13 protein-coding genes are annotated in these 14,904 nt (G+C 40.1%); 10 read left to right on the forward strand and 3 right to left on the reverse strand.

The features are described 5' to 3' along the window. Positions 1-138: 138 nt before the first annotated feature. The 6 genes from DKM50_11475 (at position 139) to DKM50_11500 (ending at position 7,387) form a co-directional block, all read left to right on the forward strand. Positions 139-993: a hypothetical protein gene (locus DKM50_11475; protein PZM78394.1), complete on the forward strand. Its 855-nt coding sequence runs from the start codon at positions 139-141 to the stop codon at positions 991-993. A 358-nt stretch (positions 994-1,351) separates the two neighbouring features. Continuing rightward, positions 1,352-2,077, forward strand: coding sequence for a hypothetical protein (locus DKM50_11480; GenBank protein ID PZM78395.1), 726 nt, complete (start codon positions 1,352-1,354; stop codon positions 2,075-2,077). A gap of 188 nt (positions 2,078-2,265) precedes the next feature. After that, positions 2,266-3,558 (forward strand): hypothetical protein, encoded by a 1,293-nt coding sequence (locus tag DKM50_11485; protein PZM78396.1) that lies wholly within the window; start codon positions 2,266-2,268, stop codon positions 3,556-3,558. A 458-nt stretch (positions 3,559-4,016) separates the two neighbouring features. After that, the gene (locus DKM50_11490; GenBank protein ID PZM78397.1) at positions 4,017-4,502 is read left to right on the forward strand and encodes a hypothetical protein; all 486 of its coding nucleotides are present in this window, start codon (positions 4,017-4,019) and stop codon (positions 4,500-4,502) included. A 273-nt stretch (positions 4,503-4,775) separates the two neighbouring features. Next, the gene (locus DKM50_11495) at positions 4,776-5,210 is read left to right on the forward strand and encodes a DNA lyase (protein ID PZM78398.1); all 435 of its coding nucleotides are present in this window, start codon (positions 4,776-4,778) and stop codon (positions 5,208-5,210) included. Positions 5,211-5,314: 104 nt separating this feature from the next. After that, positions 5,315-7,387, forward strand: coding sequence for a hypothetical protein (locus DKM50_11500; GenBank protein ID PZM78399.1), 2,073 nt, complete (start codon positions 5,315-5,317; stop codon positions 7,385-7,387). On the opposite strand, the gene pabB is transcribed toward DKM50_11500, so the two are convergent. After that, positions 7,377-9,215, reverse strand: coding sequence for an aminodeoxychorismate synthase component I (gene pabB / locus DKM50_11505; GenBank protein ID PZM78400.1), 1,839 nt, complete (start codon positions 9,213-9,215; stop codon positions 7,377-7,379). The genes DKM50_11500 and pabB overlap by 11 nt on opposite strands. A gap of 122 nt (positions 9,216-9,337) precedes the next feature. Between pabB and DKM50_11510 the strand changes: the two genes are divergently transcribed. Next, positions 9,338-10,630, forward strand: a complete 1,293-nt coding sequence (locus DKM50_11510) for a 3-isopropylmalate dehydratase large subunit (GenBank protein PZM78401.1) — start codon at positions 9,338-9,340, stop codon at positions 10,628-10,630. A 2-nt stretch (positions 10,631-10,632) separates the two neighbouring features. Continuing rightward, positions 10,633-11,142 carry a 3-isopropylmalate dehydratase gene (locus DKM50_11515; GenBank protein PZM78402.1) on the forward strand — a complete coding sequence of 170 codons (510 nt, stop codon included), beginning with the start codon at positions 10,633-10,635 and terminating at the stop codon, positions 11,140-11,142. A 9-nt stretch (positions 11,143-11,151) separates the two neighbouring features. Here the strand turns inward: DKM50_11515 and DKM50_11520 are convergent, their stop codons facing one another. Together DKM50_11520 and DKM50_11525 are read right to left on the reverse strand one after the other, a co-directional pair. Then, entirely contained in the window at positions 11,152-12,414 is a 1,263-nt protein-coding gene (locus DKM50_11520; protein PZM78403.1) for a hypothetical protein, read from the reverse strand. Continuing rightward, complete coding sequence (locus DKM50_11525; protein PZM78404.1) at positions 12,404-12,625, reverse strand: hypothetical protein; 222 nt, start codon at positions 12,623-12,625, stop codon at positions 12,404-12,406. The genes DKM50_11520 and DKM50_11525 overlap by 11 nt, the downstream gene beginning before the upstream one ends. A gap of 96 nt (positions 12,626-12,721) precedes the next feature. Between DKM50_11525 and DKM50_11530 the strand changes: the two genes are divergently transcribed. Together DKM50_11530 and DKM50_11535 are read left to right on the forward strand one after the other, a co-directional pair. Further along, positions 12,722-13,669: a glycosyltransferase gene (locus tag DKM50_11530; GenBank protein PZM78405.1), complete on the forward strand. Its 948-nt coding sequence runs from the start codon at positions 12,722-12,724 to the stop codon at positions 13,667-13,669. Then, positions 13,666-14,886 carry a hypothetical protein gene (locus tag DKM50_11535; GenBank protein PZM78406.1) on the forward strand — a complete coding sequence of 407 codons (1,221 nt, stop codon included), beginning with the start codon at positions 13,666-13,668 and terminating at the stop codon, positions 14,884-14,886. The genes DKM50_11530 and DKM50_11535 overlap by 4 nt, the downstream gene beginning before the upstream one ends. The last annotated feature ends 18 nt before the right edge of the window (positions 14,887-14,904 follow it).

Raw genomic sequence — 14,904 nt, forward strand, 5'->3', positions numbered from 1 at the left:
TATCCATTAGGTTGTTTTAATTATGGAAAGTATCTTTTCAGGTTGGGTTATCTTGAGAAAATGCAGGACGTTTTAGTTGCTTTATTTTAGGATATTACAGATGCACACGGTGACAGTAAGTAAAATAAATAAAATCCTATGACCAAACTACCAAAAAATTTATATCACTATACAAGTATTGAAAATTTTACTAATATCATTAATTCAAATGAACTATGGATGACAGATGTAAGATTTCTCAATGATAACTCAGAATTAAATTACGCAATCGAATCATATAAACAATACATAAAGAAAATAGATGATAATCCTAAAAAAATAATAGAGAAATTCAAAATTTATAATCCTAATTTTAATAAATACACATTGGATAAACTTTTAAGCATTTTGTTAAACCTAATAGAAACAGTTAATAATCTACACTGTTACTCTTTTGTATTTAGTTTCTCAGAGAAAGGTGATTTATTAAGTCAATGGCGAGGGTATACCTCATTTGGTAAAGGTATTAGTATTGGTTTTAATTATGAAAAGTTCAGTAAAGAAATTAAAGATTCATGGCAAAGTCCTACTAATTTTTCTCGAATTGGCCAATTATTATATCATTGTCTGTATTCAAAAAAGAAGCTATATGAAATAGTCGAAGGCACTTTACTTGAAATTTATGCAAACAATTTCTCTAAAGAATTAGTTTCGATAAACTTTTTTGATGTTTGGGGTGACTGTTTACACATTAAGCACCATGCATTTAAGGAGGAAAAAGAGTGGCGCCTAAGTGCAAAGTTAAACAATCAGCAAAAAATAAATCATCGTACAGGTAGCCATAGCATTATTCCAATTTACAAAAATAAGTTTGATAATATTTCGAATTATATAGATCATGTCATAATAGGCCCAAATCCTAATATGATTAGTGCTGTTAAGGGACTTAAGTCTTTTCTAGGAGATAGAAAAATCGACATTAAAACTTCAAAAATACCTTATACTGGTGGGTGATCTCATATATCAAAATCGTATTATAGCTTAGGCACGCTGGTGCGGAAATAATAAAAAGCAAATAAACATGAGAGAAACTGCTGGTTAACGAAGAAGATGCAGATAAAATACGGAATGAATAAATGAAAGAATATGCAGCTATTGTTGAAAATTAAATAGACACTTAACTAGAAGCTGACGGATTTGAAAGAAGCAAATAAAGGCATAACAAAACGCTGCACCAGACCGCTTTAGTGCTAACTTACCTAGATTATGATGACTAGGAATAAGGCAATGGTTAGTTTATAAGCAGAATCCCAGTGACCCAAGCGCAGGTGAGCTTGGTCGTTAGGCATACCAAAATGAAGAGGTACGTATCATGGATAATTTTGAAAATGCAAAACAATTGACTGAATATTCGGAAGAAACGTTTCAAAAAATTAAGAACATCTACAATGCTTCATTATATGAAAAAACTATAAAAGCTGCTTTGCTGATAGAAATAAAGAATTTAATGGAGAACCTACGATCAGCGTTAGACTATTGTTCCCATGGACTATTTGATAAATACGGTGATACATCAAAAAAACAGAATATCTACTTCCCTTATGCTTGGGCAGGATTGAGCGCGACCGAATTTCGGTCGAAAAGAATAATTGACAATAAAATTCCGGGGCTGATAAGAAATCGTCCGGACATTGCGTCAAAAATTGAATCATATCAAGCTTTTGCTAATCCAAGTAATGAATGGTTCCCAAAATTTATGGATTTAAATAACGAAAATAAACATCAGCATTTGACTCCACAAGAAAGGAAAGAAACTAGACAACTGAATATTTCCTCTGGTGGTGCATCGATATCGATGGGAGAAGGTTGCAGTATTCAGATGGGGGCCGGAGCAATGATTCAATTTGGTGGAGCAATAATTCCAGGAGGGCAAAGAATCGATGTAAATAATCCAGCTATGATATTGGGCAACGCAAAACAAGAGGTTATTACATGGGTTTCTTTCAATTTTCAATCAAACGGTGAACCTGTATTGCAATTGTTAGAAAAAGCTGTTAATGGTGTCAAAAAGATTGTCTCTGAATTGTCGACAATGTAAAAATATCGAATACATAACAAAACGCTGCACCTGACCACTTTTACGGTCAGTTTTTCTAGAATCTGAATGACTATTAACAAGGTAATGTGTTAAAGAGTCCAAGCAGCAGGCGAGCTTAGTCATTAGGCATCACGAAATATATAAAAAATAGACTACAAAATTTAAATTTTGGCTGGAAGGCATATTAAATGGGAACTTCCATAGAACTCTGCATTGCTAACGTGTCCCTATCGTATTCCAAAAACTTCATGGGGATAGATTACGGGTTACTGTTTCAGGAAGGTGATCTCATTCGCCGCAAGACGGACTCAATAGATTACGGTTATTACGAAGAACATCCCGAAGAAAAGGGAGAGCTTGACGAAGCTGAGGAACTTTTTGCTAGAACGCTTTCTCGCATCTTGCCTCGCCTTGAGCTACTCGGCTTCACTCTTGAAGCCGCACGCGCCGAATATCAAGCGGTGGTTGCGGAATCGGTCGAGATGGATAGCTATAGCGAGCTAGAAGAGCAAAAAAGCGAGTATCTAACGTTTGAAGAATTCTGTAATTTAGCTTGCCGCCATCCGCTAAGCAATCTGAAAAGCGGTTATGTCGAGTACGAAGGGCCAGATCGAGACACGCTTTCACAGGGGCGGTTTGCCGCTGATATCGGCATATTTGCGCGGATTCCCATGACCGACAACTCTGATTCTTATTGGTCCGAAACTAGCTTCCTTTCCTCGAAAGTTTGCATTCTGAGTGCGGAGTCGATGCTTCAGATCTTTGCCCTGAATGAGGCCAATGCTGAAGTTGAGGTCACATGGGCGTTTGGTCCTATTGTCCATGCCGGTTGGGTTCAACGTGAAGCATTCCAGCCGGGTGCGCGGCAAAAACAAAAAATTCTGATCGCAACAGAGGGCGCATCTGACGCACGCATCATTCGGCGGTCGCTCGATATTTTCCGTCCGGACGTGGCAGATTTTTTCAATTTCGTGGATGTCGATGAACGCCATCATTTCTGGGGAACCGGCAATCTCGTCAAATTCGCAGAGGGGCTTTTGCGAATTGACGTTCTCAATCAGGTCTTATTCGTTTTCGACAACGATGCGGAGGGCGTTGACGCTTTTCGCAAGCTCGAAAAACTGAAACTACCTGCGAACATGCGAGCGATGCTCTTACCCGATCTTGAGGAATTTAGGAAGTTCGCCACCCGAGGTCCGGAGGGTGTTAGCGTTTCTGATATCAATGGACGAGCCGCTACGATTGAATGCTATCTCGACCTCCGTTTGGATCAATATCCCGGCCCTCAGGTCACATGGAGCAACTTCAAAAAGGACATCAACGCATGGCATGGAGTGTTGGATTTCAAAGAGACCTATTCAAAATATTTCTACGATCAGCCCAATGATCTGCTGCGAAGCGGTAGCTACGATGTCACTAAGATATTAAAATTACTTGATGCACTGATCCAACAGACCGGGTTGGTAATCCCGGTGATTTGAGGGGTTACCCTGATTTTTTTGCCGGCACGGCTGAGCTTAGTCGTTAGACGGAAAAATTAACAACGCAGATGGTCATGGTAGAATCGGTCAATTATCATAGAGATTCAGAAATAAAATATGGAATGGTGACGATATAAATAATTATTACAAGGAGGTAGCTCCTCTTGAGTAGTCAGATTTACGGATGTAAATAAAATGAGGATTGTTAATCCGTTATATAAATCCGTCCAGAACAGGACGTTCTGGACACCATCAGTCGGCGAAAAAATAACCTGAACAAACTATGTAACTTGTTAGCAATCCTAAACCAGTCAACAATTGAACATAACTAAATCATATGCGAAGTGTTTTGGTGGATAAATGTGGAATTTGGTATGTTTTGCGAACTATTGCGTTAATTTGTTTTATCGATTATAATGTGACGTAAATTATCGCATATTTCTGATTGGTAGCGTAATATGATCACTCATGTTGAAAATGTAGAACGCGAATTGCGGATTCGAAATTATAGTGCTAAAACTATCAAAAGTTACAGGTTTTGTTTAATTCATTATTTTTCTGAATTGCATAAAGATCCATCAGATGTAACAACTGATGAGATCAAAAACTACTTACATAATCTTTATCTGCGAGGGAAATCTTCTCAATCAGTAAGTGTGTATTTGAACGCGATCAAATTTTTTTATAGCAAATTACTAAAAACGAGATTGTGCATAACAATTAAATATCCTCAGAAAGAGAAGCACCTCCCTGTTGTTTTTAATCGGTGTGAAATCCAAAAAATCATTCAGTTCACAAGAAACGAAAAACATAGATTGATGATCTCTTTGGCTTATGGAGCTGGGTTGCGAGTAAGTGAACTGCTTAATCTGAGGGTCAAGGATATTGATTTTGATAATCTAACGTCCATATTAAACAGGCTAAAGGACACAAAGATAGAATAACTATTCTTCCGACAAGCTGAGTCTTCAATTACAAGACTATATAGAAAACAAAACCGCTGAATCATACATATTTTGTAGTGAACGCGGTGGAAAGCTAACTTCCCGGACTGCACAAAAGGTTGTCAGTTCTTCCATAAAAGGTACACGACTTCCTTCGGTCAGGTGAGGCGGGCATTCCGCAATCATTTCCTCGAGGCTGAAGCCTGGTTGATTAAGTCAGGGTGTTTATATATGATGAGCGTATATTATTACTGTATGTTGTAACGAGACATTATGAGACTTTGGTCATTACATCCCGGATATCTGGATTCTAAGGGCTTAGTTGCGCTCTGGAGGGAAGGACTACTTGCTCAAAATGTTTTGCAGGGTAACACAAAAAGTTATAAGAATCATCCTCAACTAATAAGATTTAAGCATGCCAAAGACCCGGTTGGCGCTATTGCCAGTTTTTTGAGGGGTGTTGCTGACGAGGCTGATATTAGAGGGTACAGGTTCAATCGAAGGAAGATTGTAAATCAAGTATATTCAGGAAAAATACTGGTAACAAGCGGGCAGGTCGACTACGAATTCAATCGTCTGTTGGGGAAATTAAAAGACAGGGCGCCCTCGTTATATGAACAGCTAAAAATGATTAACCGTATAGAGACTCATCCGCTATTCAAAAAAATAACCGGGGACGTTGAGCCTTGGGAAGTAATTAAGCATTGAACATAACAGTGTATATAAAAATTATTTTCGAAAACTTTTCGCTAGTGTCGGAAAAAGATGCTAAAATAAGAATAGCAAATAACTGTAAAGAAGTTTATTGATGCATGGGAATATCGAATTTATTATCTTTTTCTAATAGTTTGCGGGTCCGTCTGGTAACAGTGTCTGTTATAACAGTTACTATTCCATTATTCCTTGTCTCGATATATATGTTTGGCCTTTTAAACGTGTATACCGGAAGAGAAACCTCCAATAAAATCAGAAATAACCTTTCAATGCTGCAACTGACCTATAATAATAAGTCTTCTGCAGTAGGTTCCGCAGCCGGTTCTCTGGCTAGTGACCAATCAATTATTAGAATGACCTTAGAAAAAAATACGCTGCAACTTTCGAATTACCTTGCATATATGAAAAAGGATAAAGGGCTCTCGATGATAACCGTAGTTGATACTAATTTAAGGGTTATCGCGAGGGGTCATAATCAGGATAGCTTTTATGATCAGCTTCCGGGGAGCGATATTTTTCGCCAGGTGAAACAAGGCAATTCTTTTACTTATGCCAGTGTACTCACAAAAGAAGCGTTAGCCGCCGAAAATTTGATTTCCGTAGCTACGGTAGCTGGCGTTTTTTCAGGAATGATGATCCAATCGGTTTGTCCTATGTTTAATGAGACGAATTTGGTCGGTATTGTGATAGTCGGATATCTTCTCAATAATAGCGCTTTTCTGGAAGATCTGCATGAACAGATTACTCTTCACTCGGCTGTGCTGCAAGGTGATACCATTATCTCGTCATCACTCGAGGGAGATAAAAATAATCGTCATTTTATCGGATCAAAAGTTGATTCGACGATAGCAAAAGGATTAGTTGAAAAAAAACTCGACAAGGTAGTTGGTACCGTCTCTTTTCAAGGGAAGCAAATGTTGATGGGGTTTCTTCCCATAATAGGGCTTGAAGAGAAATATATCGGAGCTCTTGGAACTGCATTAGATCTCAAGGAAAGTAATCGTTTGAAATATGCCAGCATGGCAGGGATACTGCTTATTTCCTTTATGAGTATTGTGCTTGCTGTGGCCTTGATTTTGTTGGCGTCTTCACTTATCACCAAGCCGCTGGATATTGTGAATAAAGCGTTGGCGGAAATGTCTGAAGGCGGCGGCGACCTTACCAGAGAGCTTCCGGTGCTGGCGGATGACGAAGTCGGCAAACTGAGCCTTAATTTTAACAAATTCCTTGCTGTGCAGAGAGCAATTATTCGAAGTATTTTGGAGACTGCCAGCAAAACTGCTGCACTTGCGGAAGAGCTGAGTGCTACCAGTGAACAGTTAAATGTTACTGCCGAGCAGACCTCGATTTCGATTACCGGGATAGCGATCGAAAGCAATTCTCTTTCTAAAATGACCGAAAATACGAAATCAGAGATTGAATTGCTGTTGCAGCACATTAACTATATAAAAGAAGCCAATAGTGAAGCGATAATTGGTACTCAGGAAGTTAATAGTTCAGCTCAAGACGGGTTGAAGTCAGCTAATATTGCCGGAGAAAAAATAGAGTCGATTAAAACAAGAGTAGCGATTTCCAGAAATTTTGTAGATGAGCTGAAAGTAAAAAGTAAGCAGATCAATCAGGTTGTTGAGGTTATTAATACCATCGTTAGCCAGACGAATCTCTTATCATTGAATGCGGCAATTGAGGCTGCAAGGGCAGGTGATGCCGGAAGGGGATTCGCAGTTGTTGCAGAGGAGATTCGCAAATTGTCAGATAGCACTAATAAAGCTGCTAATAAGATAAAGGTAACGGTTGGTGAAATAATAGAAGGTACTGATAAAGTTGTTTCCAGTATCCGCAGCGAAGTTGACGAAGTTAACGAAGGCGGGGAAATTATCAAAAGCGCTTTAAATGAGTTGGATTCGATTGGAAATAAAGTCGAAAGCATTGCTCAATTATTCGCAAATGTAGATAAGATCATTAAAACCCAGATAGCGCTATCCGGGCGGGTACAAAATTCTATACAGGAAGTTGATAATTTTGCTAAGTTAAGTTATCAGTCAAGTGAAAATGTTAATTCCAACTTTAAACAAGTGCATTCCGCGACTGAGAACATAGCGACGGCCCTTTGTGTTCTCGCAAAAGAATCGTATGACCTGCTGAACCTGGCACAGAAGTTCAAAGTATAACGTCTGCTTCGATTAGTTTCCTTACAGAATTTCCAACAAAAATTTTATCAGCGGTTTTGAGGTCTTCTATGGAAAGAATTTTTTCTATAGCTTGGTTTTCTTTAATGAGTGATTGCCTCAGTACTCCGTCTAATATGCCGCACCTGATTGGCGGGGTATAGAGCTGTTCCGACTTTTGGATGAATATATTTGTTATTGTTCCTTCAGTTAATTCCCCCCTGGTATTAAAAAAAATAACCTCGAAGAATCCTTCCCTGCCAGCTTTCTCCTGTTCCTGGTTATAGAAATACCTGTTTGTGGTTTTGTGATAGAGGAATATATTGTCAGGGTCGATTGCAGTCTCGCTTATCTTAACCTTTACCGGTCCTGTAATGGGGGATAGGGGGGCTTTCTCAATGGTAATAACACCGTTTGTCACTATGAGCCTGACCTTATAGTCCATATCATTACTTATTGTGATATGGGATAGTTCGTGCTTGATTTTCTCTATATCTAACGAAAAGCCGAAGTAAGAGCTTGACGAGATTAATCTTTTCAGGTGGAGGTCTAAGAGATAATAGCCTGTGTCTTTTTCCCGGAGTATGCTTTCTAAGAGACCAAACGTGGGCTTTAGCGATACGAGGAAATTTGATTTGAGGAGCGCTTCTTCATATTCGGTCGCTTCGATAGAGTCTGCAACGATGCCGCCTCCGATACCCATTGAGCCTTTCCCTGCTTTAACGGTAATAGTTCTGATGGCGACGTTAAAGCAAGATTCACGATCGGGAGCTATGTATCCGATAGCCCCGGTATAGATACCCCGCGGTTCTTTTTCTAATTCTTTTATTATCTGCATCGATTTTATTTTGGGTGCACCGGTAACTGAACCGCAAGGAAATACTGCTGTAAAAATGTCTTTGAGTGATATGTTTTTTTTTAATGAAGCTTCAATTGTCGAGGTCATCTGGTAGAGTGTTTTGTATTGTTCAATAGAGAAGAGCTCAGATACTGTAACGTTTTTTGCGATCCGGCCGAGATCGTTTCTGAGGAGATCGACTATCATGACATTTTCTGCCTGGGTTTTGGGGCAGGTAGACAGCTGATGTCGTTGCCGTTGTTCCTCGGCCTCGGTCACGCCTCGCTTAATAGTTCCTTTCATAGGTTTTGCGGTAATTATACCGTTATTTATGCGGAAGAATAGTTCCGGTGAGAGGGATACAATCGAAGCCTCTCCGGTATTAATCAGCGCAAGGTACGATGTCGGCTGGTTTTGTCGTAACCTAAGATAGAACTCAAGGATACTCCCGGAAAAATCAAAATCCAGCTTGAAAGTATAATTGATCTGATAGGTATGTCCCTTATGAAGATACTCTTTGATTCTAGCAATACCTTCCGAGTATTCTTCTCTGCTGATCGAGGGGGTTATGTCCTTCAGAGCAAAAACTTCGGCAGGCAGCTGTGAGCTCAGGGGATTGGTATGGTTAGCTTCGGCTGGTGAATCGCTTGAGTGACTGATGATTTGGGGCGCTTTCCAGACCCCGATCCAGGTATAGGGCGCTGAAGCCTCATTTACTAATGGACGAAGCGTGGGTTCCAGGAAATATCCGAATTCATAATCAAATGATCCGCAGATCCAGAACCCTTTATCGAGATATTCTTCCATCCTGTCAAAGAGCTCACTTGGTTCGTAACTGCCATCATATGCGATTACGTCGTGTAGTTCGGAGAAAAGATATGAATGGGTTTCCTGATTGCTGGTTGCGGCGGTCTCAAGAAAAACATAGGGCATAGACAGTTTGCTGCTTAGCAGATGCCGAATATGGCCTGAGCTTAATTTCGTGTATATCATTGAATTATCCGATTCTTAAGAATAGATATTATTATAGTAAGTAGTTTGTGTATGGGCAATGTTCGAAATATCCATATTATTTGTATTATCCGGGTTCAAATCTTGACGAAGATGATATAATTATGAAGAGCAATCAAAATAGTGTTAAGGTTAGGGTTATGGGAAGAACAATAATTCAAAAAATATTTGATAGTCACCTGGAAAAAGTTGTCGAAGAAGGTAAGGTTGCTATTGTTAATGTCGATGCCTTAATGGCTCAAGACGGTTCGGCAGGTATCGTTATTGATATGTTTAATCAATTGCGTGTTCCGTTACATGACAAGAATAATAACTATTTCGTTATTGATCACAGTACGCCTTCTCCATTACTCGGCGTATCAATGATCCATAATAAGATAAGGCATTTCGCGCAGGCCCATCAAATAAAATTATTTGACGTGGGGTGTGGGATTTGTCATCAGATTATGATCGAAAGCGGGATTATCTGCCCTGGCGGGCTTATTGTCGGCGGGGAGTCACATTCCTGCATGTATGGTGCTTTGAACGCGCTTGGATTAGGTGTTGGCGCTTCGGACCTTGCTGCAGTTATGGCTACCGGCAAGTTATGGAGCTTTGTTCCGGAGACGTTGTTTGTCGAATTGAGAGGTAGTTTTTCTCCCGGCGTTTCAGTCAGGGACCTTATTTTTCACCTTATTTCAATTTTTAAAGTTGATTACGCGCATTTGAGAGATTTTGCTATAGAATACGGAGGAACTGCACTCGAAGAGTTCAATATGGCGTCACGTACTGCTATATGCAATATGGCAAACGAAATGGGTGGAGTTACGGCATTAATGCCCTTTGATAAGCAGACTGAATACTGGACAAGGAAATATGTCAAAACTCATTTTTGTCCGGTTGATCCGGACCCGGATGCAGATTATATCGAAAAGCTTGTGGTTAATCTTGAGGAAGTAAAGAATATGGTTGCTATGCCTCATAGCCCTGATAACATTGATTACATTAGCAAACTGAAAAATGTTAGAGTTGATCAGGCTATTATCGGTACCTGTGCATCCGGGCAAATAGAAGATTATGAGAGTGCAGCACAGATCCTGCGTGGAAAGAAATCTCTGGTCCGGTTGTTAATTGTTCCGTCTTCAAGAAAGATATTAAAAGAACTTATCAGGAGAGGCATAATTGATATTTTTCTTGATGCCGGTGCGACAATATTACCTCCTGGCTGCGGGCCTTGTGTTGGTACCCATATGGGCATTGTTGCTTCCGGAGAAGTTGTTATTTCGACGTCTAACAGGAATTATCAGGGAATTATGGGCAGCAAAGATTCGAGCGTGTACCTGGCATCTCCGGAAACTGTGGCAGCAAGTGCAATAGCCGGGAAAATTACTAAAGCTATAGATGTTTTTGAGGGCTGATAATGAAAATAAAAGGAACTGTTTATAAATTAGAAAAAATTGAAGATGATGTTAATTGTGATTATATAATATCAGGAAAATACAAGTTTCAGTCAGAAGATAAAAGTTTTTTGGCAAAACATATTTTTGAAGATATCGAGCCGGGAATTAATGACAAAATAACCAGGGGAGATTTCCTGGTCGGCGGCTATAATTTCGGATGCGGGTCGACACGGGAACAGGCATTGCAGGCTCTATTGGCAGCCGGAATAAAAGTCATAATTGCCAAATCATTTGCTCATACGTTTTATCGTAATGCTTTTAATAACGGTTTTCTGCTTATCGAATGTAATACTGATTACATGGAAACGAAAGATGAGATCGAGATAGATTTGAAGAATAATTTTCTTAGGAATATTAATAAGCAATTAGGCATAAAAATGGTGCCTATCGAACCTGCTATTTTAAAGATATATTATGATGGCGGGATTATTAACCATCTCAAAAAAAACAAAGGCCGTTATAATCTCTGATTGATTTTTTTACCAAATTTTATTTGCACTAAGGATATCGAGATTAAGGTACTTCATTGGATTTATAGCCGTTCCTTTATTGATGACCTCATAATGAAGATGGGGGCCTGTTGTCAGTCCGGTTAATCCCGATTTGGCTATACGTTGCCCTTTTGATACGCGCTGACCTTTGCGTACCAGTGCTTTGGAGAGATGTCCGTATAATGTTTCCAGCCCATAACCGTGGTTAATGATAACGGTAATTCCGTGTCCGGCATGCCAGCCGGTAAAACTGACATATCCGTCAGCCGATGCTTTGACAGGAGTCCCGACGAAAGCACTAAGATCGACACCTTTGTGGAAAATTACTTTTCCTGAAAACGATGATAACCGATAGCCGTATGCTGAGAGGACGTTGCCTGCTACGGGCCGTATCGACGGCGTTTGCTTGAAACGGTGATAGCATTTTTTTATCTTATCTTCAACCTGAGTTGTATTGGCGGCAATTTTGGATATGACAGTATTGAGATGGGATAATTGCGCAGTGGTATTTTTTAGATGTTCCCTGTTAATTTGAATGGTGCCGGGTAACTTTTCCTGTTGGTGTTTGCTGTTGTGACTGTATTCTTTGCTGAAGGTAATGAGGGCATTATGGAATATGCGGGCAGCCCTTTGTGCCTGGGCCAGCGTGTTGATCGAATTGTTGTAGTGTGCCTCGTGCGGAGTGATAGTGAAAATCAGGGAATTATTTATAATAATCCCATAGTTATTTTTCTCAAATGGCCGAATGATAATTTTCTGGTATGCCGTTCTCTTTGCAATGAGGGCTTTGATGCGCTCTGCTACTAGGTTGGCCCGGTAGCTGGATTTGGCGGGATCTTTTTCTCTGCTGACAAGTTCCAGTGCCATGTTTTTTCCTAGGAAGATCCTGCTGATCTCCGCTTTGCCTTTTTTTGTGGTCGTAACCGTGATTTTCTCTAATACTCCTGATGGTTGGGTGCTGCTCCCGGGTTCCAGATAGAGTGCTGGGGTTTTGTCGATTTGTTTTAATCCTAATAAGGGGGAAAGCCTGTTATTGATATTTACTATGTTTGAGATGTGTTTATTAAACTCGGTAGTCTGAGTATTAAATTGTAAAAAGGCTGCTTTTTCCTTTTTATACTGTTCTACTACCTGCTGATTCTCTTTTATTCTAAGGGTCACAGATGCCGAGTAACTTATTACGGCAATAAGGAATATAGAAAGTATCACATAATATGGTCTAATTATTATGTTGCCCAGTTTAAAACCCATAGAAATCCTTGCTTTTTGATGGTACTCCAATTCTTTTTATTACTAATAACAGTATTTCCATTAATGATAAAGGTTTTATATATTTTTGTATAGATACGCTATTTGTTATTTTTTTTATCGTTGACAAACTTTTCGATAGACCTGTCAAAAGTTTTTTCAAAGGTGCAATTGTACGATATGCAGTCTTCTTTCCGTACATATTGTCATTCAAATCTTCTCTATACTATAATGAATATCAGGTGATCGGGTTTTACTAATTATTTGAGGGATATTATAGTCTGAAACCGACTATAATTGAATAAGAAAAATGACTGTTTCCAATGCCTATAATTACGAATTGTCCGTGTTCATTCCTGCCAGGGATGAATCTGCATCTCTTCAGAAAGTCCTTAAAAAGATTGAGTCGGCTTTTGAGTCCTTAAACTTGAAGTCGGGCGAAATTATTTTTGTCGATGATGGAAGTACGGATGATTCTGCGCGAATATTAAAAGACCTGAAAAGTTCTTATAAGCTCAAAATTGTTACCCACAAAAAAAGCCTGGGCCTGACAGCTGCCATGAAATCAGGGTTCAGTGTTGCTGAAGGGGAGTATCTTATTTTTTTGCCGGGCGATCTGGAATCAGATCCTGAATCGGATATTCCCATTTTATATTCTAAGCTGCAGGAAGGCTTTGACGTTGTTTCCGGGTACCGGCAGGGACGCAAAGACGGTAAAGTGCTTGCCTCTAGAGTCTATAACTTTGTTTCTCGAAAACTTTTTCATTTGGACCTTCATGATATGAACTGGATTAAGGGGTTCCGGCTGGAGGTCCTGAGGGATATTGAACTGCGGTCTGACTGGCACCGCTTTATTATTATGATAGCTGCCGATATGGGGTATTCCGTTGCCGAGGTCCCGGTTTCCTGGCATCCAAGGATTGGCGGCAGGTCTAAGTTCGGTTTTTTGCGTATACCTATTTCTTTTTTTGATGTGCTAGCCCTCAAGTTTTTACTTATGTTCCGTAAAAAACCAATGCTATTTTATGGAACTGTGGCGTTCAGTATGCTGTTCGGTGGCGTTATGATCGGGATAGTGCTTGTCAGCCTGTGGTTGCTTAAAGGCGTACAGATACGGCCGTTTTTACAGTTGGCTTTTTTTTTGCTGCTTTCCGGGATGTTTATTTTGATGGTTGGGTTTTTAGCGGAGCAGATCGCTTCACTTCAGGACCGGGTGGACAAACTCTGCAAATCATGTGAAGATCGCTGTCCTAAATGACAGGCATCGAATATGATTTGACGATCAACGAAGCCTATAAGGCTCCCTGGCTTACCGTTAAAGCAGCCCTTCCTTTAGTTGATGTAAGAATTACCCGTCCTCGAAACGAAGAGGTCATCATGTGGGGGCAACGCGATAGCGATCGCATACCGCTGATAACGCAAAATGGTTCTCAACCTATCTATAACTTTGATATCGGGAAAACGTTGAGAGCTATCATGTGCGATAACGCCTTTGTATCCCGGCGTCCTCTCTACGCCAGGCTGCCATTTGATATTAGAAGAATTGTTCCCAAAAAGTTTCGAAGGAATATTAAAAAAATACAAAGCTTTTTCCATTTTTCTGCCAAAAATCAGAATTTTCCTCAATGGCCGATTGAACCTTCGCTTATGGCCTTACACTCAGTATTTCTTAAAACAGGAGTGCTTAATAAATTGCAGTATCCTGATAATAAACGCTATGGCGTTTGTATGACCCATGATATTGATTCTATCGATAGCTATAAGTCAATTCCTCTTGTTTCCACTATTCTGAGAAAAAAAAATATTCCGGCGACCTGGTTTCTTCTTTCTAGCGACTATACTTTGGACAGTCATTACTTGAGAGACCTTATTGCTTCTGGTGACGAGCTTGCCAGTCATGGAGATGTTCATGATAATAAACTTGCGTTTCTTCCAGAAAAAGAGATGGTGGCAAGGTTACGCTTGATCGCAGGTGTTTTTGATGAGCTCACCGGTACACAGGTCGGGCTTCGCTCGCCATCTCTCTACATGACCAGGATGCTTAGAAAAAATATTTCGAAGAAGTTCCTTTACGACAGCAGCTGCGTTGATACTGGGATACTTTCTCCTGATCCGGGACGGGGCGGATGCGGGTATCTGTTTCCTTATAGCATTGAAGGTGTCGTCCATATGCCGATTACGCTGCCGCTCGATTCGTCGCTGGTTTTCCAGGGAATCCGAGGAGATGCTCTTTTCGAGACCTGGATGAAAAAGCTGGCCTTTATCAAGGCAGTTGGCGGCGTGGCTGTGCTTTGTGCGCATCCTGAACCGCATTTGCTGATGCAAAAAGATGTTCTGGCGCAATATAGCCGGTTCGTTGATACTGTAGCTGCTGATCATGAAGCTTATTGTTGCCGGATGAAAGACCTGGTCTCGCTGTATAATCAGCAGCGGGTACAGAAGAAAATTGATATTTTTAATGATAGTGCTAAATAATTATATGTAACCATAAGG

It is taken from the genome of Candidatus Margulisiibacteriota bacterium, assembly GCA_003242895.1.
Taxonomy (GTDB): domain Bacteria; phylum Margulisbacteria; class Riflemargulisbacteria; order GWF2-39-127; family GWF2-39-127; genus GWF2-39-127.

What these genes read in the sequence shown, in the direction of transcription:
- DKM50_11475 (PZM78394.1), top strand. Translation starts at nt 139, where the DNA reads ATGACCAAACTACCAAAAAATTTATATCACTATACAAGTATTGAAAAT.
- DKM50_11480 (PZM78395.1), top strand. Translation starts at nt 1,352, where the DNA reads ATGGATAATTTTGAAAATGCAAAACAATTGACTGAATATTCGGAAGAA.
- DKM50_11485 (PZM78396.1), top strand. Translation starts at nt 2,266, where the DNA reads ATGGGAACTTCCATAGAACTCTGCATTGCTAACGTGTCCCTATCGTAT.
- DKM50_11490 (PZM78397.1), top strand. Translation starts at nt 4,017, where the DNA reads ATGATCACTCATGTTGAAAATGTAGAACGCGAATTGCGGATTCGAAAT.
- DKM50_11495 (PZM78398.1), top strand. Translation starts at nt 4,776, where the DNA reads ATGAGACTTTGGTCATTACATCCCGGATATCTGGATTCTAAGGGCTTA.
- DKM50_11500 (PZM78399.1), top strand. Translation starts at nt 5,315, where the DNA reads ATGGGAATATCGAATTTATTATCTTTTTCTAATAGTTTGCGGGTCCGT.
- pabB (PZM78400.1), bottom strand. Translation starts at nt 9,215, where the DNA reads ATGATATACACGAAATTAAGCTCAGGCCATATTCGGCATCTGCTAAGC.
- DKM50_11510 (PZM78401.1), top strand. Translation starts at nt 9,338, where the DNA reads ATGAAGAGCAATCAAAATAGTGTTAAGGTTAGGGTTATGGGAAGAACA.
- DKM50_11515 (PZM78402.1), top strand. Translation starts at nt 10,633, where the DNA reads ATGAAAATAAAAGGAACTGTTTATAAATTAGAAAAAATTGAAGATGAT.
- DKM50_11520 (PZM78403.1), bottom strand. Translation starts at nt 12,414, where the DNA reads ATGGGTTTTAAACTGGGCAACATAATAATTAGACCATATTATGTGATA.
- DKM50_11530 (PZM78405.1), top strand. Translation starts at nt 12,722, where the DNA reads ATGACTGTTTCCAATGCCTATAATTACGAATTGTCCGTGTTCATTCCT.
- DKM50_11535 (PZM78406.1), top strand. Translation starts at nt 13,666, where the DNA reads ATGACAGGCATCGAATATGATTTGACGATCAACGAAGCCTATAAGGCT.